We start from the raw sequence: 20044 nt of genomic DNA on the forward strand, positions 1-20044 counted from the left end.
TGTTACTGTTCCACCGGAACGGTGGAACGCTCTGGAACGCATTAATATTAGTAATCAACAAGTTACGTTTTTCAGAAATTAAAAAGCATGGAACACTTTAACACCTCGATATCAGTTACTTAACCCCCCAAAAACATTATTATCCTGCAATAAACCCAATTCAGGACTAAAATAAAGTGTAAACCAACCACAGGATTAATCAATAAAAGTATAGACTTTTTTCATGACGACACTGTTTTGTTTTGCCGGGTAAATGCTTTAGTTTTAATAAAGTAAAGTATTGCCGTCTCCAGCAAATATCATCGTAACCCATTATGAAAAAAACAATTGCTATCCTTTTGCTAATCGCAGCCTCTTTTGGCTCGGGGTTTGCCTTCAAAGCCGCTTTGACAGCACCAGCCCACCAGGTAACCGGAATTAAGCGGGTAACCGGTATTGGTGGTATTTTTTTTAAATGCAAAAACCCGGCTAAGATCAGGGCCTGGTACCAGGAACACCTGGGTTTAAACACCAACCAATACGGTGCGGTTTTTGAATGGCGGCAAGGTGCAGACACCTTAAAAAAAGGCTTTACCCAATGGAGCCCTTTCGGTGATAAAACCAGCTACTTCGCACCGTCAGATAAAGACTTTATGATCAATTACCGGGTGGCAGATTTAGACGCGCTGCTGGCACAACTTAAAAAAGAAGGCGTAACCATTTTAGACAAAGTAGAAGTAGCAGACTACGGCAAGTTTGTCCATATTATGGATATAGAGGGTAACAAAATAGAATTGTGGGAACCCAAAGATCTTGAATACGAAAAATTAGGAGCAAAAATGGGCAGCAAAACCACCAAATAATAAAAGATCAAATCAATCGACTCATATGGCACAAGGTACCGGCGCCCTGGCCAGCGCCCAATAATTTCTGGGCAAGTATTTAGGAAGTTTCTGATAACAATCTGAATACAACAACAAAAAGCAGCATTATTTTTCAATTCATATTGAACATTTTGTGTGTAAATAGCTACAAAGTGCTTACTTTTACCATTGATAAAACGTTTTACTAAATGAAGAAAATTTACACCACCTTGTTTCATAGTTTGTTGATGGTTTTCGCTTGCGTATGCACCGCAAATGCCCAACTCAACCGTCATCCCGCAAATGTTCCCTATTATCACGAAACTGCCGCAAAGGTCAATGATCTGGTAGATACCCGGCTTGATGTGAGCTTTGATTATCAAAAGTCATATTTACACGGCAAAGAATGGATTGTGCTTAAACCACATTTTTATCCTACCGATTCGGTAAGGCTTGATGCTAAAGGGATGGACATTAAAACAGTTGGTATTATGGTGCAGGGCAAAGTTGTTCCGCTTAAATACCACTACGAGGATAGCCTTTCGTTAGTCATCCAGCTCAACAAAACCTATACTGAAAAGGAACGCTATACCCTGTTTGTTGAATATACCGCCAAACCCAATGAGCTGCACGATAAACCGGGTTTTAAGCTTGATGGCAAGGGTTTATACTTTGTAAACCCGCAAGGTAAAGAACCAGGCAAGCCAACCCAGATCTGGACGCAGGGCGAAGCAGAAAGTTCATCGTGCTGGTTCCCTACCATTGATAAACCCGATCAAAAAACAACCGAACAGGTGAGTATGACGGTGCCCGCAAAATATACCACCTTATCAAACGGTTTGCTGATTAGCCAAAAAAATAATGCAGATGGTACACGCACGGATACCTGGAAGCAGTCATTGCCACATTGCCCCTACTTGTTTATGATGGCCATAGGCGATTTTAAGGTTTATAAAGATAAATGGCGCAACAAGGAAGTTTCTTATTACCTGGAACCTGCTTTTGCGCCTTACGCCAAGCAAATATTCGGTAAAACACCAGAGATGATGGAGCTTTACTCAAAGGCGCTCGGGGTAGATTTCCCATGGGAGAAATATGCCCAGGTAGTTGTTCGCGATTACCCCTTGGGAGCTATGGAAAACAGTTCGGCCACGCTGCACGGCGAATATGTACAAAAAACGCCATGGGATATGATAGACGACCCGAACGGATCTGGCGGAACAACCATCGCGCATGAGCTTTTCCACCAATGGTTTGGCGACCTGGTGACCTGCGAAAGCTGGAGCAATGAAACGCTAAACGAATCTTTCGCGGTTTTTGGCGAGAAGTATTGGAATGAGAAGACATACGGCAAGGACGATGGCGATGCCAAAAGATATGATGAGCTACAGGCCTACCTCAATAACGGAACCGCCTACAAACAGGCGCTTACGCCCTTTGTATATGCCGACCAGGATGGTGTAAACGGCGCTAATATTTACGACAAAGGCGGTTTGGTGCTAACCATGCTTCGTAATTTCCTTGGCGATGATGCCTTTTTTAAAGGATTAGGTCTTTATTTGAAAAGCCACGCGTTTAAAAACGGCGAAGTACATGACCTTAGGCTGGCCATGGAAGAGATATCAGGAAAAGATATGAACTGGTTTTTCAACCAATGGTATTATGGCGCAGGCCACCCCGTGCTGGATATTACTTATCAGTGGGACGAAGCCACTCATCAGCAAAAAGTGATGATCAGCCAGAAGCAGGATGGGCAGATCTTCAAGGTGCCAGTTGCCGTAGATCTCTATGTTCAGGGTAAAACTACCAGGAAACAGGTTTGGCTAACACAAAAAACTGATACGTTAAGCTTTGACTGTACAGCAAAACCTCAGCTGGTTAACGTTGATGCTGATAAAGTACTGATTACTAAAAAGGTTGACCATAAAAGCCTTGATGAGTTCAATTACCAATATCACCACGCACCGCTTTACCTGGATAGGCTTGAGGCGTTAAATGCAGCCATGGGTCAGCAAACTTCAAAACAGGGCATGGATATAGTCCTTTCTGCATTAAAAGATAAATATCACGGTATGCAGCTAAAAGCCATCAGGGCGCTAAAAATAGATAGCGCGGAAATAGCCAAAGCAGCACTACCAATTTTGGCCGACCTGGCAACGCATGATCCAAATTACCCGGTGCGTGCTGCTGCAATCAGCGTTTTAGCTAAAACCAAATCCAGCGGCTACATTGATATTTACAGGGCTTCGCTTGCCAGTCCATCATATACTGTTAAGGGGGCTGCACTTACCGCGCTGAATACCCTGGCCCCAACGGATGCCTTCAAAACGGCCAAAAGCATGGAAGCCGACGGTAAAGGACAACTGGGCCAGGCCATCATTAACGTTTACGCCACCAGTGGCTCGGACACAGAATGGCCATATGTGATCAATGCTTTAAAAAAGGGTTCAACCCAGGCAAAATTTGACCTGGCACGCGGACCACTGCCACAGATGATTGGTCGGCTGGACAATAAACAATATGTACTGGAAGGTATCAACACCATCCGCGACATGGCCATCAGCTTTAAAAGATACGGTATCACCCCCAAACTGATCACTGCTTTGCAACAAATTGAAGAAGCCCGCAAGAAGCTTAACGATAGTGCGTCGGCTGCCGCGGTTGAGGATGCTATTAAGGAGATTAGCCAGGCTAAAGGGTAAGACTATAAACCTGCACTCTTGTACAAAGAGGCATATCTGGTTCATAATGCCAGAATGCCTCTTTTTTATTGTTCATATTTTTAAAAATCCACAAGGGATAAAAAAGACGGCGTTTACCCAACTGATTTGATATTTGCCGATTTCGCTATCAGAGGCTATTCTGACAGGGCTTAGCAAAAATTGCAGTTGTTGTTCTACAAAATAACGCTATAAATACCCTATCTTTCCATATGCAGCACCAAGAATTCGCCCCTCCTGAAGAGCTACGGGATGCCATAAAGTGCTTTTGGTACAACAATAGAGAGGCCGAAGAACAGGAATCGGGTTTTGAGGTAGTGCCCGATGGCTACGCTGAAATTATTTTTCATTTCAGCAGCGATTTGAGCATGGTTTATAACGGAGGTTTGCAGCTATTGCCATCGCCTTTTATGATGGGGCTGCTTAATCAGCCTGTTACTTTTTACACCCAAAACCGTTTAGAGATCATTGGCATCAGGTGCTTTCCCTGGACGGTGTTTGATTTGCTTGGGCTACCGGCCGGTAAAGATGGCGTACGCATATTTGAGCACCCCATCGCCGGGCTTCAATCCAAGTTGAATAAATGTGTTGGTACCGGCAAGATTGATGAAGCACTGGCCGAGGTAACACAGTACCTGTTAAGTGCACGGTTGGACGTTGCTACCAACAGCATGTTGTTTAAGGCTGGTGCCGCCATGAGAATGGCAAACGGCACCATGCCGGTAAGCCAGGTAGCGGCGGCGGCTCATGCTACGGTGCGTACGCTGGAAAGAAACTTCAAGCAATCATCGGGCTATACAGTTAAAGATGTATCGGCCCTGATACGCTTTGAACAGGTACGAAACCATTTATGGCACCACCCCGACATTAACCTTGCCGCCTTAGCGCATGAGCTGGGTTATGCAGACCAGGCACACCTGAGTAAAGAATTTAAACGCTACAGCGGTACAACGCCGGCGGCCTTCGCGCGAAATGCGAAGAAGGGGAAACAACTTGCAAGCAACAATTTTGTAGCTTTTATACCAAAAGGCTCTAATGTTGACAAGCCCACTCAAAATCAATCTACAGATAATGCGTAAAAACAGTAAATCCATTCCTGTAAACGCTATGGCAAACGAGTTTGGCGTAGGTATTTCCATCGAAAAAATAGCTTTTAAAGATCTATACGAACTGGCCCGGCCAACTTCAAGCACTTTTGAAGAAGGAAAACAATCGCACCGGCACGATGGCCATTCCTTCTTCCTGCTGGAAAGCGGAACAGTTGAAATTGATATTGATTTTCAAAACTATACCATCACCGCCCCCTCTGTCACCTACGTTCACCCCGACCAGGTACATCATACCATAGCGTCTGAAAATGTGAGGGTCACCAGCTGGGCAATTACCAATGAAAACCTGAATCCCGAATACCTGAAATTGCTGGAAGACATCACACCTGCAAAACCCTTGATGTTAGACGCCTCAACATTTGAAGTAATGCTCGAAGCAGTATCGCTTTGCCTAAAATTTGCTGAACGAAAAAGCGATAAGCTATATCATTCTTTACTCAAAGACAGCTGTAATGCATTGGTAGCATTAGTAGCTTCACAATATTTAGAATTAGCTAAATCAACGGATAAGTTTTCACGGTTTGAAATTGTCACCAAGGGCTTCAGGGAATTGCTGGAACAGAATTATACAGCTATTAAACGCCCGGCAGCATATGCTCAAAAACTGAACATATCTACTCCTTACCTCAACGAATGTGTCAAAAACGCGACAGGCTATTCCGTTTCACATCACATACAGCAGCGTGTAATTTTAGAAGCCAAACGTTTGCTTTATCATTCCAACAGATCGGTAAAGGAAATTGCAGCGGCTTTGGGCTATGATGATTACCCTTATTTTTCGCGGCTGTTTACCAAAGTTACCGGAATGAGCGCTTTAGCTTTCAGGAACAAAAACCTCGATTAGTCCAATACCTACTTTGTATTGCCATTTTTTATCCTTGCTATACGATGTTCTTTTGCATTGTTAATTCAACCCGTATAAAAATGGAATCATTAAAAAATAAAAAAGTGCTCGTTTCTGGCGCAAGCATAGCCGGGCTTTCAACCGCTTACTGGATGCACAAATTAGGTTACCAGGTAACTGTTGTTGAAATGGCTAACCACCCCCGCACCGCCGGTGCAGCTGTAGATATCCGCGGCGCTACTGTGGACGTTGTTAAGCGTATGGGCATTTTTGAGCAATTAAAATCAAACCGGCTGCATGTAGACCTGGTAGAATTTAAAAATGCCGACGACGTAACGGCAGGCTCGATATCCCTGGCAAACGAAAAGGACGAATTGCCCAACGATGAAATAGAAATTGAACGCGATATATTTATCGACGTTTTATATAGTGGCTTAAAAAATGATGTCGAATTCATTTTTAACAACAGCATCATGGCGTTAAACGAAACAGAACACGATATACAAGCTACTTTTAAAAATGGGGAGCAACGGTCTTTTGACCTGGTGTTAGGTTGCGACGGAATGCATTCTGGTGTAAGAAAACTCTGGTTTGGACATGAAGCGGAATATAGACATTTTTTGGAAGCCTATTTTTCCATCACCATCGTGAACAAATTGCTGATCCCGCAAAAAACGATGCAAATGTTCAATGTGCCCGATAAGGCTATCATGCTTAATGCGTACAAAAACAAAACCGATGTGATTTTTTGTTTCTTTTCTGAAAAAGAAATTCCTTACGATTATCGGAATGCCGAAGAACAACGAAAGATCATCCTGGGGCAATTTGCCGGGCAAGGCTGGCGTACCGCCGAGTTATTAGAAGAAGTGCAGCAATCTGAAAATTTTTATTTCGACAAATTTTGCCAGGTAAAAATGCCGTCGTGGACAAAAGGCCGCGTAGCTTTGGTAGGTGATGCCGGCTATTGCGCTTCGCCCGCTGCAGGGATGGGTGCATCGTTATCCATTTCCGGAGCTGCTGCATTAGCCGATGCACTGAAAAAACACAACGGGAACTTTAACCTTGCTTTTGAAGATTACGACAAAAACTTACGTCCGTTTATTGAGGAGGTCCAGGCCACAGCCGAACTCAATGTCAAAGAAAATTTTATTCTCAGAACAGAAGAAGCTATTAGCGAAAGAAACTCGCAGGCAAAACACTTTTAGCATTTTGTCGCATTTATACAAGCCTAAGGCAATACTATCTCCGAATTTTGTGCTTCAATCATAAAAGATATGTTGATACACAATAAACAAATTGCCATTGTTGGCGGCGGTCCGGGTGGTTTAACCTTGGCAAGGCTTTTACAGCTTAAGGGCGCAAATGTAAAAGTATACGAAAGAGATTTTGATAAAAATGCCCGTGTGCAGGGCTCTCCGCTTGATATGCACGAGGAATCGGGATGGGCGGCTTTACGCAAAGCGGGTTTAATAGATGAGTTCAAAAAGAATGTTCGTAAAGGCGCAGATAAAAAGATCATTGTAAATGAACGTGCCGAAATAATTTTCAGCGACCATACCGATGAACCACGTGAAGATTTACACAATGAACCCGCACGTCCTGAAATAGACCGTGGATCATTACGAAAAATATTTTTGGAGGCCTTACAACCCGGAACAGTTGTGTGGAACAGTCATTTTATTTCGATGGAAAAACAAAATGAAGGGCGGCTGTTGCATTTCAAAAATGGTTCATCTGCTTATGCAGATGTGGTGATTGCGGCAGATGGTGCCAATTCCAAAATCCGCCCGTACCTCACCAACATTAAAGCTTTTTATTCGGGCGTTACCATGGTTGAAATTAATATCGATGAAGCTGCAAAAGCGATCCCTGATATATATACATTGCTCAATGGCGGCAAAGTAATGGCGTTTGGAAATGGGAAGTGTTTATTAGGTGGCCAAAAAGGCAATGGCGGACTGGGCTTTTACGCAAGCTTTAAACCCGCTGAAAACTGGGCAGTAACCAGCGGGTTGGATTATGCTGATAAAACGCAATTGCTGGCATGGTTTAAACAAGAATATAGCGAATGGAGCGGTATTTGGTACCAGCTATTTGAAAATGCCACAATGCCTGTTATCCCACGCCCAATTTGTTGTATGCCTTTAAATCAAAGCTGGGAAACCTTACCCAACTTAACCTTACTTGGCGACGCGGCCCACGTAATGCCGCCCTTTGCGGGGGAAGGCGCAAACACTTCCATGTTTGACGCTTTGGAATTGAGCGAATGTTTAACAGCTGATCAATACGATACCTTGCAGGAAGCCATTTTTGCCTATGAAGTTAGTATGCGCAAAAGAGCGGCAACGGCTGCAAAACAATCGCTTGAAAATGGGGAGCGGATGCACAGCGAAGGTGCACTTGAAAAAATGCTGGCGGTTTTTGGTAGCTAATGTGTAGCTGAAACCCTAAACCCCGAGCCATATAGACAAGTAAATTGAGCCGTGCACGAAACCAGCCGGGGCCAACAATAATGATCTTTGTGCTGTTAATTTATAAAACAACAGTAATGACAACAATAACAAAAATACCCCTCGGCAAAAATGGCCCATTGGTTTCTAAACTTGGATTAGGCTGCATGCGCATGTCGTCGGTTTGGGGAGGCCCCGTAAATGATGAAAATGAAAGTATTGCTACTATCCAGGCAGCGTTAGATAGCGGCATTAACTTTTTAAATACAGGCGACTTTTATGGCGCAGGCCACAATGAGTTGCTTGTAGGCAAAGCCATCAAGGGCAGAAGAGATGATGCTTTTATCAGTGTAAAGTTTGGTGCCATCTTTTACAATGGTCAGTGGCTTGGGTTAGACCTGCGCCCCATCGCCATTAAAAACTTCATTAACTATTCGCTGGTACGTTTGGGTATAGATACCATCGATCTTTATCAACCCTGCCGGCTTGATAATAGTGTGCCCCTGGAAGATGTGATAGGAACTGTAGCCGATTTGATTAAAGAAGGAAAAGTGCGTCAGCTTGGCGTGTCTGAAATCACTGCCGATCAACTGCGCAAAGCTCACAGCGTACACCCGGTAAGCGCATTGGAAATTGGATATTCGCTGGCCGATAGGCAAATAGAGAACGACCTGCTCCCTACTGCTAAAGAACTGGGTATAGGGGTTGTGGCTTTTGCCAATACGGCCGAAGGTTTACTTACCGGCGATATGAAAGCCCCGCTCCCTGCCGGCAATTATCATAGCCACTTCTCGCGTTTCCAGGGAGAGAACCTGGTCAAAAACCTGGAGACGGTTGAAGTATTGAAAAAAATGGCAAAAGAAAAAGGCTACACCCCTACACAATTGGCTATTGCCTGGGTAAATGCACAAGGCGATCATATTATGCCATTGGTAAGCATGAGCCGCAGATCGCGGTTACCCGAAAATACAGCAGCAATGGAAATCGTTTTTAGTGCCGAAGAAATGAATATCCTTAACACGCGGTTTGCGCAGGGAGCGATACTTGGCGGTACATACCTGCAGCGATAATGGGTTATGTATTTTATATATTTACATAGTGATTAATCCAAATGAAATAATCCCGGGCGTGATCTTTTTCTCCTATCTATCGGCCACCCGAAAGGATAAGATCGCATTCCTGGGCAATAATACCCTAGTGTTACAGGTATCCGGCCGCTTTACATTGGAAACTGCCAGTGAAAAGATATCAATGCATAGCGGCCAGATGTTGCTGATACAAAAAAATCAATTGGGTGAAATCACCAAATCGCCATTGGAAAATGAGGATTACCAAACCATTGTAATATCCCTGCAGGAAGACTTCCTCAGGAAAATAGCCATGGAGGAACAAATAGAAATAACGCATAAATACACCGGGCCGCCCAATATCCTTATCCCGGGAAGCGATTTTCTACGCGCCTTTTTTCAATCATTGATTCCCTATGTTCATCACCCGGAAGAAAAGGTAACCACCGCCGTGGGTATGCTAAAAGTAAAAGAGGCTGTATACCTGCTGCTGCATACGATGCCCGAACTGAAAAATTTCCTGTTCGATTTTTCCGAACCTCATAAAATGGACCTGGAGAAATTCATGTCGGGTAATTTTCATTACAACATCCCGGTCGAAAAATTCGCGCAGCTAACAGGCAGAAGCCTCGCGGGCTTTAAGCGCGATTTTCAAAAAGCATTTGGCATGGCACCCAGGCATTGGCTGCAGGAAAGAAGACTATCAGAAGCCAGGCATCTTATAGAAAACAAGAACAAAAAGCCATCTGCAATCTACCTCGACCTGGGCTTTGAAAGCCTCTCGCATTTCTCCCATTCTTTCAAGAAAAGGTTCGGCAAGGCACCTACCGAGTGGGCGTGATGTGTGGGTACTTAATTTAAAGGAGCGTCACTACTCCGTGCATACCCATGACGTTTTGTAAAAAAGTTTGTCATCCTGAACGCAGTGAAGGATCTTCTTCACTATAAAAACCTGCGATGAGCAGGGCGAAGAAGATCCTTCGTACTTACCCATGACAAGTCCACCATGTCATTGCGAGGAACGAAGCAATCGCATGCTCTACAGGACGGATCTGCACAGTTCGCGATTGCTTCGTTCCTCGCAATGACATAGTTTTATGTTGTCATTCCACCTTCAGAATTTCGCGAAATTTTACAACTCGCAATGACGGAATCTATAACTTGTCATGGGTAGGTACGAAGTAAAGGCAATTCTTTTCGCTTTTAAACAACTTCCTACAAGTGTGCAACCAATTCTGCTATCCTGTTTGATATGCCTACTTCATTATCATACCAGGCCACTATTTTAATCAGTTTACCGATGGCTTTGGTTAAACTACCGTCTACAATTGATGAGTGCGTGTTGCCTAAAATATCGGATGATACAAACTGTTCTTCAGTATATTCCAAAATACCTTTTAGCGAGGTTTCAGCATATTGCTTTAATAGACTGTTCAGATCGGCAACGGATACTTCTTTCTTTAGGTTTATAGATAAATCGACAATGGAAGCATCAATTACAGGTACCCGGTAGGAGTAGCCATCCAGTTTGCCTTTCAGGGTGGGCAGCACATCACCAATGGCTTTAGCTGCGCCGGTAGTGGTTGGGATAATGGAATAAGAAGCCGCCCTGGCCCTTCGTAAATCTTTATGAGGCGCATCCTGCAGATTTTGATCTGCAGTAAAAGCATGAACAGTAATCATGTAACCAGATTCTATTCCAAATTCTTTATCCAATATATACAGTACCGGGGCAATACTGCCTGTGGTACATGATGCTGTTGAATAAATCACATCATCACCTATCAATTCATTGTTAACGCCATGTACAATCGTTTTTACCCCACCGGTTGCAGGTGCGGTGATCAACACCTTTTTTGCACCGGCATTAATGTGCGATTGAGCTGAACTTTTATCGGTGAAGCGTCCGGTAGATTCTATCACCACATCAATAGCTAAATCCTTCCATGGCAGTTTTTCAGGATCTTTTTCGCTCAGCATGCTAATTCTTTTCCCGTTAACAATAATGGCATCGCCATCTGCGGTGACTTCACCGGGAAAGCGGCCATGGGCGGTATCGTATTTCAGTAAATGTGCCAATGTTTTAACATCAGTTAAATCGTTGATGGCTACAACTTCTATTTCTGGCTTATTTTGTAACGCGCGCAGCGTCATCCGGCCTATACGGCCGAACCCATTGATTGCAATTTTCATTGTGTTTGTATTAAATTATGATTGGAATTATACTATACGTCAGTTGGACCGGATCAGGTCTTGAATTCCCGCGTGTTTAAGCGAGGTTCTGAAAGCCCGCCGATAATCTGATGGTGTAGTCATTAAGTGTCGCAGAAACGTTCGCCGCATCGAGATCAGATTTCCCAGGCCGCATTGCTCCGCAATTCTTTCAAGTGGGGTATCTGTATCTTCCAGGTATTTCCGGGCCGTTTCAATCCTGAGTTTTTCTATAAATTTGGCGGGGGATACACCAGTTTGTTTATGAAAAACCCGTGTAAAATTGCGTGTACTCATATTCATATGACCGGCAATTCTTACCACGTCCATCGGTTCGTGCAAATGCTCATTAAACCAGGTGTGCAGTTTTTCGGCAATGTTTGAGCTTTCGTATACCGGCAGTAAATTGCCAAATTGCGATTGGAAGCCGGGCCTGCTTAAATAGAAAACTAATTTCCTGGCTACCGTTATGGCAATATCTTTACCATGATCTTCTTCAACAAGGCCAAGAGCGAGGTCAATGCCGGAAGATACCCCGCCCGACGTATAAATAGGACCGTCGTTAGTGAAAAAAGCATTGGTATCCACGTGTATCAGCGGGTAGTTCTTTTTTAATTTTTCGCTTAGTTCCCAATGGGTTGTCGCTTTTCGCCCGTTTAATAGCCCGGCTTTGGCCAATACAAACGCGCCCCCGCAAACAGAGCAGATCCGGCGGGTATTATGTTCATTAACAGTTGATAGCCATTGATAAAATGGTTCGTACGCTTCATTATCCACATCTACAGAATCATTCCCTGCAATAATTAGCGTATCTATTGGTAATTTGATCTCCATGGCACTGCTATCGCAATGGATTTCCATTCTGGATAGTGTGCCGATTTTTTTATCGGCGGTTGCCGATACAGCCAAAACACTATATCCCTCACTGCAACCGGCTGCCTGTAGTGCTTTATCGGCATTCATAAAAACATCGGCCGGGCCAGAAAAATTAAGCAGCAATTTGCCCGACATGACTACGATAACTATCTGCCGCCTTTTTTGATCGGGATCAACGGCCAACGTGTTCTTATTCATGAACCAAATTTAACAACTTAACAACATGGCTCAAAGGACATAAATTATACAATTCAGGCCATATTATACTTTAAAGCCCATAATAATCTGATGTGGGGTGGCGGCTTTTCCCTAACATGTCAAAGCAAAAAGCCTCAAATTTTTCAATTTGAGGCTTTTTGTATTTGTAATGATGATATTTTATCACCAGTTATTTCACGCGCTCAACATAATCGCCGGTGCGGGTGTCAACTTTAACCTTATCGCCTTGATTTACAAAAAGAGGAACTTTTATTTCTACACCGTTTTCGGTAGTGGCGTTTTTAAGCGCGCCCGAAGATGTATCGCCTTTAACGGCTGGTTCGGTATAAGTAACTTCTAATTCCACAAAGTTGGGGGCGGTTGCCATGATCGGCTCTTCGCTTTCAAAAGATACAATAACGTTCATTCCTTCTTTAAGGAATTTAACAGCCGGACCAAACAACGCTTTTGGAATATTGTGCTGCTCATATGATGTATTATCCATGATCACCATAAAATCGCCATCCTCGTACAGATATTGAAAATCGTTGGTTTCTACGCGGCAAATTTCTACCTGCTCGTCGGTAGCCAAACGAGCTTCCACAATTTTGCCTGTTTTAATATTACGGAACTTATCTAAATAAAACGCCCCGCCTTTACCCGGTGTACGGTGTAAAACTTCGGTAACGGTTACCAGCTCGCCGTTGTAACGTAATATATTGCCTACTTTAATTTCAGATGCTTTTGCCATGAAAATGCTATTGTAAAAATTTAAAGCCCAAAGATAGATTAAGTTATGGAAACCCATCATCTAAATAAAATATAGCCCAACAAAAAAGCCGCCGGCAATTAATGCCGACAGCCTTTATACCGGGTAAGGGGTATCAGTTAACCGGTTTTATATTCAGTAGGGGTTAATATCCTGTGTTTTGCTGCAGTTTTGAATTCAAAATAATTTCGGCAGAGGGGATAGGAAACAGGCGTTTATTTACATCAGCATCTGTTTTATATCCCCATGATTGCTCGTACTTTCCAAAACGGATCAGGTCGTTTCTTCTCCAGGTTTCCCAGTTTAATTCGCGGGCACGCTCCTGCAAAAGATCATCTAAACTAACCGACGACCAGGTAGCCGCCTTACGTTTTGCCCTTAACTGGTTAACCAGCGATAAAGCGGTTTCGCCATTGGTTGGTGTAGCGCCTCTCAAAATAGCTTCAGCTTTCATCAACAACACATCAGCATACCTAAATACCGGTACATCATTACTTTGGTTGCGGTCTGTTGCGGTAACATCCGGGTAATATTTATTGTTGCGGATGCCTTTTGCTTTGCCTAATTCATCACCGCCAACCTCAAAGGTGGGTACATCAACTAAAGTCAAATCGGGCGTAAAGGTAAGTTGATAATCCACAGGTGCTGTTGGGTCCGATCCTGCATATGATGCATCCAGTCCTTTTTTGGTAGTTTTAATGATGATGGGATTACCCGAAAAATCATATTGTTTACCTATAAGCCACAAACTTGTGCGGATATCGTTAGGGTCATTAAACTGGGCGTAATACGATGGGATAGTACTGCATGGATTACTTAACCGGTAAGCCAGGCCATATTTTGCCTGCAATGCCGGGTGTAAAGAATACCATGAAAACTGTTCGCCCTGCGCCAGCGCGTGATCATAAGGAATAGCGAAAATAAACTCCTTTACCTTAGGGCCGTTATCCGGGTAAAACATTTTTAAATAGTCATCCTCCAGGTTGTATTTGCCCGATTGTTTGATGTTATCGCACATGGTAACCACATCGTTATAACGACCTTGCCCTGTATACACCTGCGCGTTCAGGTACATTTTGGCCAATATGGCGTAAGCCGTAAATTTGGTAGGGCGGCCATAGGTAGTTTGGTCAACCACTTCGCTTAAATTAGGGATAGCAGCCAGTAGTTCCTTTTCAATAAAGTTAAATACATCTTTACGGGCCATGGTAGCCGGCTTATCTGCCGAACCAAATGTAGTTACCACCGGAATATTGCCATACAGATCCATCATAAAGAAAAACATCAAAGCACGGGTGGTTTTAAGCTCGGCCACGGCAGTAGCTTTAGTTGCATTATCGGGGGTAGATGCAAAAGTCGCTATGATCCGGTTACAGGTGCTTATGGTACCAAAACCCCAGGTCCAGGTATCAGATACCTGTGGTAAGTCCGCGGTCCAGTTATGGTAGTGTAGTGCCTGGTATTTGCCGCCATCGCGCCAGCCACCTGCCCTGGCCGGCATAATTGCTTCGTCGGTACTCAGGGTTTGCATTTGCCAGTATGATTGCGCAAAGCTGCCCCTAAGCTGGGCGTAAGCAGCGCCGGATGCCAATACAAATTGTTGTGGTGTGGTTGGGAAATTGGCAGGCGTTAATTCGTTTTCTACGGCAACGTCAACCTTGGTACATGACGATATGCTTAATGCCACACAAAAAGTGACACACATTTTTTTTATAGTAGTTTTCATGTCGTTTTTTTAATTGATGATTTAAAAGGATGCATTTAAACCGAAAAGGAACGCCCTGGTACGTGGGTAATAGTTTTTATTGTCGATACCTGGTGTAAGGCCGCCTAATGATACTTCGGGATCAATTCCCTTGTAACCGGTTAGCGTAACCAGGTTATTGCCCGATACATATAAACGCAGGTTGCGAATGCCCGGCGTAAACTTGGGGAAAGTATAACCAAGCGTGGCATTATCCAGGCGTACATATGAGCTGCTTTCAATATACCTGTCTGAATAGATGTAAGCATTAACATCCTTAGGCGATTCATTTGCCGAAGAAACCGGCAAATTGTAGCTTCTTACATCGCTGGTCCTGTTCAAATCGGCAAGGGTAGCATTCAAAACCTTACCACCTAATGATCCCCTGATAAAAATATTCAGATCGATGTTACCATAAGTAAAGCTGTTGTTAAAACCGAATAACAATTTTGGCTGGGCGTTGCCGGCATAATAATAATCTTTTGATGTTGGCGTAGTTGTAACACCACCGCTGCGGCTGTAAAACTGAGATACACCGGCAGCGTTTTTACCTGCGTATTTATACAACAGGAACTGGCCAACCGGATAACCTGTTTTCAGGATCTGTACTTTATAACCAGTTTCGCCCTGGCCGCCCGGCTCTGCCTGGGGGATAGAATCCAGTTTAAAAACATTGTTTGATAGCGATGTTAACTTGTTGTTGTTATGCGCAATGTTGATAGACGTATTCCAACGGAATTTGCTGGATTGTACCGGCACCGCGTCAATAGTAACCTCATAACCTTTATTGGATATCGAGCCTACGTTCGCGATCAACGTACCAGCAAAATACTGGGTGGTTGATACCGGGTAGTTGTAAATAAGGTCGTTGGTTTTTTTGTCGTAAGCCTCAATGGTACCGCTTACCCTACCTTTAAAAATAGAGAAATCCAGGCCAAGATTGTACATGGTTGTTTTTTCCCATTTCAGATCGGGGTTTGCATTTTGAGTTGGCCCTATCGAGTTGGTGAACGCGCCGTTATTGTAAAATGCGCCGGTTGCGCCATACCTTATTTTGGCAATAAGCGGATTAAAGCCCAATGAGTTACCGGTGATACCATAACTTGCCCTCAATTTCAAATCATTAAATAAGGTTTGATTTTTCATGAACGACTCTTCGGTGATCCGCCAGCCTAATGAAGCCGATGGGAAAGTTCCCCATTTATTGTTCTCGCCAAAAGCCGATGAACCATCACGCCTTACCGATAATTGCAACAAGTATTTATTATCGTAGCTGTATCTTGCCCTGCTGTAATAAGAGATGAGACGCAGCTTCTGGTAAAGGTTTTGGCCCCAATCGGTTTTGAAATCACCTGCCGGTGAACCTAAGCCAATGTTGATGTAACCAATATCATCTGTAGGGAAATTACGGTTATTAGCCTGGAAACCATCGCCGTTTAAATCCTGCTGTAAGCTGTAGCCTGCAAGTACATTAATATCATGTTTACCTGTGGTTTTGTTGTAGGTCAAAAAAGTTTCGCCAACCTTATGCGTATTTTCATATGATGAGCGATAAGCCTCGCCATGTACGCCCTGGTCAAGCGTATACTGGCTGTTGTAATATGCACCACCGTTAACCTGCTCATCTTGGGTTGATAGGCTAACATTGTATGTAAAGCCAAAAGGCAGTTTTAACTCGGCAGTCGCGGTTATTAAGTTGAGTTTGCTTTTTGTTTGCTGATAGGCATCTGCCAGTAAAGCTACAGGGTTGTAATACTGGATCCTTTGCAGGTTTTCTGTATAAGCCCCGTTTTGCATCACAGGTACTGTTGGCAAATAACGCAGCATATTGTACAACACAATGTTTTGGTTGGGGATAATATCTGAGTTACTGGTTGAGTTGTTGAATGACAAACCCAGTTTTAAACGATCGTTAAAGCCTTTTTGCTCGATAGCTGCTTTGCTGGTTAACCGGCTTAATTTGCTGCCTTTAAGGATGCCCTTATCATCAAAATAATTAACCGACGCGCTGTAAACTGTTTGATCGGTACCACCACTAAGCGATACGTTGTGGTTTTGTGATGAACCTGTGCGGCTAACTTCTTTTTGCCAATCGGTATTAGCCCCTTTTTGATCAGACGGATCAAGTGACAGTCCGTTTTTTGTTAAGTAGTCGTTAAGCTGACCGGCATTCATCATTTTTATGCTGTTGGCAATTTTTTCAACGCCAGCATAAGCGTTATAGCCGATTTCTGGCTTACCGCTTTTGCCTCTTTTGGTGGTGATGATGATAACGCCGTTTGCCGCACGGGTACCATATATGGCCGTGGCCGATGCATCTTTTAAGGCATCGATAGTTACAATATCATCAGGAGATACTAAACGATAATCGGCACCAGGTACGCCGTCAATTACATAAAAAGGCTCCTGTGCGCCACCATCCGTACGCAGGGTAGATGGCCCTCTCAGGCTGATAGAGGGCGCTTCATTCGGGTCGCCCGAGCGGGTGATATTAAGGCCGGCTATTTTTCCCTGCAGTAACTGCGCGGGGTTGCTAAAAGAACCTTTATTAAAATCTTTATTTTGAACAGACGAGATAGAACTGGTAAGCAATTTTCTTGATTGCTTACCATAGCCCACCACAACAACCTCTTTCAATGCTGCCTGATCGGCCTTTAACGCAACATTAAGTGTAGCGCCCGAAACGGTAATTTCCTGGGATTGATAACCGATAAAAGAAAATACCAATACGGAAGTATTCTCTTCTGCTTCCAGGTGATAATCACCGTCGATATTTGTAACCGTGCCTTCTTCGGTGCCTTTGATATGTACCGATACGCCGGGCAGTGTTTCGCCGGTTTGGGCATCGGTTACTTTACCGGCTACCCTTACCAACTTCCCCGCTGTTTTTACATATATGGTTTGATCAACCCGTTTAAATGACAAACCAGATTGTTTGGTAATCTTTTTCAGGATCTCGTCAATAGGCTGGTTTACTTCTTCGAGGCTTATTTTTTTGCTAAGCTGGGCTTCAGTAGCATTATGGATAAACCGCAACCCGCTTTGTTTTTCGATTAAGGAAAACACTTCCTTTATTGATCTTTGTGATACCTGTACGGTACAGGTCACAGAATCTGTTAACCGGATTGCACCTGCATAAGCAAATTGCGACACCGTTAACAGTAAATAAACAACACTTAAAAGTGAGAATATATATTTTTTCATATTTTTGAAATGGTTTTACTAAAAATGATTGAGCTCTTTGGCGAGAGCTTGATTTACAGGGCAGGTAGTGTGATCTGATCATGCTACCTGTCATTGTTTTTATTGGGCCTTACTTCATTAGTTTTTCCTTCCTTTTTGCTTAGTTACATTTACCGGATATCACTACTTTTTTATCTTCTGTTTTCCACGATATATCAGATACCATGCTGATCTGTTGCAGCACTTTTGCCAATGGCATATTATCGAAAGTGCCTTTAAGCTTGCAACGCAACAACTCACCGTTTTTAAGCTCGACAGGTACGCCATACCAGCGGCTCAGCTTTTTGGCGGCATCGGGCCAGCTATCGTAATCAAACACCAGTTTATTTTCCTTCCAACCGGTAATATCATCGGTCACAAACTCGGTTACTTTTGCTGTTTTTGATTTTTTTGAATAGGTCATTTGCTTACCGGGATCAAGGATCACGCGTTTGGCCGGATCATTATCCATATCAACCTGCACCTTACCCTGCACCAGCGATACCACAATATTGCTATCTGTTTGATAGGCCGAAACGTTAAAGTGCGTACCCAAAACCTGCGTGGCTACCTGCGCGGTATGTACAATGAAAGGTTTCTGCGGATCTCTTTTAACATCAAACCAGGCCTCGCCCTGCAGATATACTTCCCGTTTATCGTTGCCAAAAGCCGTTGCAACTTGTAGACTGCTCGAAGAGTTGAGCATCACCTCGGTACCATCAGGAAGTTTGATCTTTCTTTTTTGCCCTACGCCCGTATGGGTTTCGGCAAGGGAAGCGCCGGTATTACCGTTGCTATTTCTATTCACTTTATAAACCCAAAATGCTCCCGCCATAATCACTAATGCGGCTGCGATGGCAATGGCTCGCCTTAAGTTAACAATGGTGGCAGTTCGCTTTATCCCGGGAGTTTCAGGCGCGTGGGTAAAGCTTTCCCTTGGTTCAAGCTCGTCGATCTTAAGGTTTAAACCGGCTAAAACATCATGAGCTTCCCCTCCCTTATCTGGCAACGGTTTCCTGGCCGACCAGATTTCGGCTATGTCCTCAAACGCTTCAGAAAATGTCGGTTCTTCCTGTACCTTTTGCAGTAAATACTGCGTTTCCGTTTCAGTACTTCGCCCCTCAAGATATGCTATGATCAGCAAGTAGTGATGTTCATCCATGTATGCCATTTTAAGTAAGTCTTAAAAAAAGCATTATCTGATTACATCATTTTACGAATTAATACAATGGTAACATTGGTGTAAATTATTTAACAAACAGAATGCGTTTCCTGAAATAATTTAAAGCACGGTACAGGTGAGTTTTCACCGTATTGGGAGAGATATTAAGGATCTGGGCAATTTCGTGGTGGTCAAGCTGATGCTGCCAGCTCATTAAAAAAATCACTTTACCTTGCTCCGGCAGTTCATTTATAAAACGCTCTATCAACATTTTGCGGTCTTTCCGCAGCAATATTTCATCCGGGCGCAGTTCATCGGCAGCGGCATGGTTGTAAGCATGTTCCTCTGGCAGTAATTGCATTTGCATAGCTTTACCACTGAGGGTGAACAACTTATTGCGTACCGCACCATACAAATATGACTTTAAGGAACTGTTGATCTGTAGTTTTTCGCGTTTAACCCAAAGGTCCAAAAACACATCGGCAATCACATCTTTGCCATCTTCGGGTTTGGCGCCCATGTACTTGCAGAAGTCTATCAATAGCGCATAGTATTTCAAAAACAAGGCATTAAATGCTTCCCTATCGTTAGCATTGATCCTTGCAATTAAATCTATATCCTCCATTTAGGGGCAATAATAAAACTAAGCTATTACCGGGTTAAATCAGGAATGTTAAGTTTTTATTAAGCTTTGCCGCTAAAATTACCGGCATGCGAGATATCTGATCCCATACCCAGGCCTCCCTCATGCCAACAACAACGGCTGCAACAATTAATGCAGATCTGTTGGTATTTATCCAGACCTGACTGATATAATTTACCTGCAAAGC

General features: G+C 43.6%; 15 protein-coding genes. 8 read left to right on the top strand and 7 right to left on the bottom strand.

Annotation, left to right across the window (positions count from 1 at the left end; translation table 11 throughout):
- Positions 1 to 314 precede the first annotated feature (314 nt).
- The 8 genes from FHS10_RS15105 (at position 315) to FHS10_RS15140 (ending at position 9873) form a co-directional block, all read left to right on the top strand.
- On the top strand, positions 315 to 842 hold the full coding sequence (locus FHS10_RS15105) for a VOC family protein (protein ID WP_259091817.1): 528 nt from the start codon (positions 315 to 317) through the stop codon (positions 840 to 842).
- Between the two features lie 209 nt (positions 843 to 1051).
- Complete coding sequence (locus tag FHS10_RS15110; protein WP_259091819.1) at positions 1052 to 3544, top strand: M1 family metallopeptidase; 2493 nt, start codon at positions 1052 to 1054, stop codon at positions 3542 to 3544.
- A 230-nt stretch (positions 3545 to 3774) separates the two neighbouring features.
- Positions 3775 to 4641, top strand: a complete 867-nt coding sequence (locus FHS10_RS15115; RefSeq protein ID WP_259091820.1) for a helix-turn-helix domain-containing protein — start codon at positions 3775 to 3777, stop codon at positions 4639 to 4641.
- On the top strand, positions 4634 to 5515 hold the full coding sequence (locus FHS10_RS15120; RefSeq protein ID WP_259091822.1) for a helix-turn-helix domain-containing protein: 882 nt from the start codon (positions 4634 to 4636) through the stop codon (positions 5513 to 5515). The genes FHS10_RS15115 and FHS10_RS15120 overlap by 8 nt, the downstream gene beginning before the upstream one ends.
- An 80-nt stretch (positions 5516 to 5595) precedes the next feature.
- Complete coding sequence (locus FHS10_RS15125) at positions 5596 to 6720, top strand: FAD-dependent monooxygenase (RefSeq protein ID WP_259091823.1); 1125 nt, start codon at positions 5596 to 5598, stop codon at positions 6718 to 6720.
- A gap of 69 nt (positions 6721 to 6789) precedes the next feature.
- On the top strand, positions 6790 to 7947 hold the full coding sequence (locus tag FHS10_RS15130; RefSeq protein WP_259091824.1) for an FAD-dependent oxidoreductase: 1158 nt from the start codon (positions 6790 to 6792) through the stop codon (positions 7945 to 7947).
- Between the two features lie 116 nt (positions 7948 to 8063).
- Positions 8064 to 9035 (top strand): aldo/keto reductase, encoded by a 972-nt coding sequence (locus tag FHS10_RS15135; protein ID WP_259091825.1) that lies wholly within the window; start codon positions 8064 to 8066, stop codon positions 9033 to 9035.
- 28 nt (positions 9036 to 9063) lie between these two features.
- Positions 9064 to 9873: a helix-turn-helix domain-containing protein gene (locus FHS10_RS15140; RefSeq protein ID WP_259091826.1), complete on the top strand. Its 810-nt coding sequence runs from the start codon at positions 9064 to 9066 to the stop codon at positions 9871 to 9873.
- Positions 9874 to 10247: 374 nt separating this feature from the next.
- Here FHS10_RS15140 and gap read toward each other — a convergent pair whose 3' ends face one another.
- The 7 genes from gap to FHS10_RS15175 form a co-directional block, all read right to left on the bottom strand.
- Positions 10248 to 11225: a type I glyceraldehyde-3-phosphate dehydrogenase gene (gene gap / locus FHS10_RS15145; RefSeq protein WP_259091827.1), complete on the bottom strand. Its 978-nt coding sequence runs from the start codon at positions 11223 to 11225 to the stop codon at positions 10248 to 10250.
- A 39-nt stretch (positions 11226 to 11264) separates the two neighbouring features.
- Entirely contained in the window at positions 11265 to 12317 is a 1053-nt protein-coding gene (locus FHS10_RS15150) for a GlxA family transcriptional regulator (protein WP_259091829.1), read from the bottom strand.
- A 190-nt stretch (positions 12318 to 12507) separates the two neighbouring features.
- A complete protein-coding gene (efp, locus tag FHS10_RS15155) occupies positions 12508 to 13068 on the bottom strand; it encodes an elongation factor P (protein WP_259091831.1) in 561 nt (186 codons plus the stop codon).
- A gap of 163 nt (positions 13069 to 13231) precedes the next feature.
- Positions 13232 to 14812, bottom strand: coding sequence for a RagB/SusD family nutrient uptake outer membrane protein (locus FHS10_RS15160; RefSeq protein ID WP_259091832.1), 1581 nt, complete (start codon positions 14810 to 14812; stop codon positions 13232 to 13234).
- Positions 14813 to 14833: 21 nt separating this feature from the next.
- Positions 14834 to 18034: a TonB-dependent receptor gene (locus tag FHS10_RS15165; RefSeq protein ID WP_259091834.1), complete on the bottom strand. Its 3201-nt coding sequence runs from the start codon at positions 18032 to 18034 to the stop codon at positions 14834 to 14836.
- A gap of 139 nt (positions 18035 to 18173) precedes the next feature.
- The gene (locus tag FHS10_RS15170) at positions 18174 to 19214 is read right to left on the bottom strand and encodes a FecR family protein (RefSeq protein ID WP_259091835.1); all 1041 of its coding nucleotides are present in this window, start codon (positions 19212 to 19214) and stop codon (positions 18174 to 18176) included.
- Positions 19215 to 19299: 85 nt separating this feature from the next.
- Positions 19300 to 19839 carry an RNA polymerase sigma factor gene (locus FHS10_RS15175; RefSeq protein WP_259091836.1) on the bottom strand — a complete coding sequence of 180 codons (540 nt, stop codon included), beginning with the start codon at positions 19837 to 19839 and terminating at the stop codon, positions 19300 to 19302.
- Positions 19840 to 20044: the final 205 nt, after the last annotated feature.

Source organism: Mucilaginibacter dorajii (assembly GCF_024808255.1).
GTDB lineage: Bacteria > Bacteroidota > Bacteroidia > Sphingobacteriales > Sphingobacteriaceae > Mucilaginibacter > Mucilaginibacter dorajii.

Coding starts and splice junctions, on each gene's coding strand:
- FHS10_RS15160 (WP_259091832.1), bottom strand. CDS start 14,812: ATGAAAACTACTATAAAAAAAATGTGTGTCACTTTTTGTGTGGCATTA.
- FHS10_RS15105 (WP_259091817.1), top strand. CDS start 315: ATGAAAAAAACAATTGCTATCCTTTTGCTAATCGCAGCCTCTTTTGGC.
- FHS10_RS15175 (WP_259091836.1), bottom strand. CDS start 19,839: ATGGAGGATATAGATTTAATTGCAAGGATCAATGCTAACGATAGGGAA.
- FHS10_RS15170 (WP_259091835.1), bottom strand. CDS start 19,214: ATGGATGAACATCACTACTTGCTGATCATAGCATATCTTGAGGGGCGA.
- FHS10_RS15115 (WP_259091820.1), top strand. CDS start 3,775: ATGCAGCACCAAGAATTCGCCCCTCCTGAAGAGCTACGGGATGCCATA.
- FHS10_RS15125 (WP_259091823.1), top strand. CDS start 5,596: ATGGAATCATTAAAAAATAAAAAAGTGCTCGTTTCTGGCGCAAGCATA.
- FHS10_RS15165 (WP_259091834.1), bottom strand. CDS start 18,034: ATGAAAAAATATATATTCTCACTTTTAAGTGTTGTTTATTTACTGTTA.
- FHS10_RS15135 (WP_259091825.1), top strand. CDS start 8,064: ATGACAACAATAACAAAAATACCCCTCGGCAAAAATGGCCCATTGGTT.
- efp (WP_259091831.1), bottom strand. CDS start 13,068: ATGGCAAAAGCATCTGAAATTAAAGTAGGCAATATATTACGTTACAAC.
- FHS10_RS15110 (WP_259091819.1), top strand. CDS start 1,052: ATGAAGAAAATTTACACCACCTTGTTTCATAGTTTGTTGATGGTTTTC.
- FHS10_RS15130 (WP_259091824.1), top strand. CDS start 6,790: ATGTTGATACACAATAAACAAATTGCCATTGTTGGCGGCGGTCCGGGT.
- FHS10_RS15150 (WP_259091829.1), bottom strand. CDS start 12,317: ATGAATAAGAACACGTTGGCCGTTGATCCCGATCAAAAAAGGCGGCAG.
- FHS10_RS15120 (WP_259091822.1), top strand. CDS start 4,634: ATGCGTAAAAACAGTAAATCCATTCCTGTAAACGCTATGGCAAACGAG.
- gap (WP_259091827.1), bottom strand. CDS start 11,225: ATGAAAATTGCAATCAATGGGTTCGGCCGTATAGGCCGGATGACGCTG.